2 protein-coding genes and 1 pseudogene are annotated in these 1,967 nt (G+C 35.6%); all 3 read left to right on the forward strand.

What is annotated here, in order from left to right; translation table 11 throughout:
• Positions 1-184 precede the first annotated feature (184 nt).
• Complete coding sequence (locus tag JJQ88_RS20870) at positions 185-715, forward strand: P-loop nucleotide/nucleoside kinase family protein (RefSeq protein ID WP_210367968.1); 531 nt, start codon at positions 185-187, stop codon at positions 713-715.
• A gap of 207 nt (positions 716-922) precedes the next feature.
• Positions 923-1,183: a class I SAM-dependent methyltransferase gene (locus JJQ88_RS21760; protein WP_349237169.1), complete on the forward strand. Its 261-nt coding sequence runs from the start codon at positions 923-925 to the stop codon at positions 1,181-1,183.
• 24 nt (positions 1,184-1,207) lie between these two features.
• Positions 1,208-1,741: pseudogene (locus tag JJQ88_RS20875) on the forward strand (class I SAM-dependent methyltransferase); the annotation flags it as partial.
• Positions 1,742-1,967 lie beyond the last annotated feature (226 nt).

Genomic DNA, 1,967 nt, shown 5'->3' on the forward strand with positions numbered 1-1,967 from the left:
TTTGATGAGGAGGGACTGAAAGTAAAAGAGGAAGCCAGGAAGGCTCCCTCTTTGAAATCAGTTTCTTACTCTACCCAAGTTTGTGAATCATTACACCCACACTAACGAGGCAGGAGTTGAAGAAGGAATATTATAATAAAGTGCAGAAATTTTAGAAATAAGATTATTAAAGGGGGGATTATAGATGGTTGAGAAATCTGCTTTGGATTACCTTTATCGTGAGAGAGATGACATTACCCCTTTAGTAGTAATGATGTGTGGAATCGCCGGATCTGGAAAAACCACATTCTCTCAAAAGTTAGAAAAGGCGGGTTTTGTTCGTCTTTCTATAGATGAAGAAGTCTGGTCTACTAATGGCCGCTACGGAATTGATTATCCGATAGAAAAGTATAGAGAGTATTTGGAAAAAGCTCATATTAGAATGCGTGATAAACTAGTAAAGTTAATTCTTAATAAGGACCAAGTAGTGGTTGACTCTAGTTTTTGGAGAAAGTCTGAAAGGGTTGAATATAAGCAGCTAATTGAAGCTGCTGGAGGTAAATGGCGTCTTGTTTATTTGAAAGTGAATCACAATGATTTGCGTAACCGTCTTAAGATAAGAAGCAGCCGGTTTGATGCAAATGCTGCCTTCCCAATAACCGAGGAAATATTAACTACTTTCCTAAATGGATTCGAAGTACCAAAGGGTGAAGGAGAGATTGTAATAGAGTATTAAGTGTACTTCTCCTTTTTTAGCATTTAAGTAACTATTTTTAATATAGAGCCTTTATGATTTTACAGATAAGTGGGTTTGAAGTTTGATTAGCTGTCAAATCAGTCGGCTTTTTTTTCTTATACCACTAAACGGGGCAGTTTAGTTTAAGAAGGATTTGAACACTTTGTACCGAATGTATTAGGTAAAAAGTGGAATATAGGTGAAAATATGAGTAAGATCATTAACTATTACAATCAATTTGATGAGTGGGGAAGACTAGAGCGTGAACCAATTGAATTCCAAGTAAATTGGCATTATATAAAAAAATATATGCCTCGAACAGGTTACGTCCTTGATAATGGTGCCGGACCAGGTAAATATTCAATGGAACTTGCTAAAGAAGGTTATAAGGTAACACTCACGGATTTAACCCCACGATTAGTTGGAATTGCAAAAGATAAAGCAAAAGAACTGGAATTAGAAGGCTAATTTGAAGGGTTTTTTGCAGCGGATGCCAGAGAGCTTAATATGATTAAAGATGAACGATTCGACGCGTCATTAATGCTTGGTCCTATGTATCATTTACAAAAAGAAAGTGAACGTATCCAGGCGGTTAGAGAGTTAAATAGAGTAACAAAAAAGGGAGGCCTTGTTTTCGTAGCCTTTATGCCAAGAATTAGACACATACTTACTTCGCTGATAAGTCCGGAGAATTGGAAGCCAAATGATAATATGGATACCATTAATCAGTTTTCTCTAACAGGGTGTTTTAACCACGCAGATGAGGGACGTTTTACAGGGGCATATTATTTTAATATTGCAGACATCAATCCTTTTATGGAATCACAAGGATTTGAAACTTTGGAGTTAATAGGTTCTAATCCAGGAGCGATTCTAAGCAATGATAGTTGGAATTATTGGAGAGATAAAGGTGATCTAGAAGTAAAAAAAATCATCGATTTAATAAAAGAAAAAGCGACTGACCCTAATATTCTTGGAATTTCCACACACTTACTTTACATTGGTAAGAAAAAATATAGTAGATAACACATACTTATTTCATCAATCGTGAAGAAATATACTTGGAATATAGGATACAATAGTTCCAAATCGTGCTGCCATTAAGGGTGGCATTTTTGTTATCGAACTAAACCAGCAGTAGAGTTGAAGAAGGAATTTATACTTTTAGATGAATTAGGTAGTGTCAAAAGTTCTATGAAAAATCAATTCTAAGGGATGATTTCTTCACTGAGCTTGTAAAAATGCTGCCGCA

The organism is Bacillus sp. REN3, assembly GCF_017912555.1.
Lineage (GTDB): Bacteria > Bacillota > Bacilli > Bacillales > Cytobacillaceae > Mesobacillus.

Excerpts from the sequence above, each read along its gene's own strand:
- JJQ88_RS21760 (WP_349237169.1), top strand. The coding sequence starts at position 923 with ATGAGTAAGATCATTAACTATTACAATCAATTTGATGAGTGGGGAAGA.
- JJQ88_RS20870 (WP_210367968.1), top strand. The coding sequence starts at position 185 with ATGGTTGAGAAATCTGCTTTGGATTACCTTTATCGTGAGAGAGATGAC.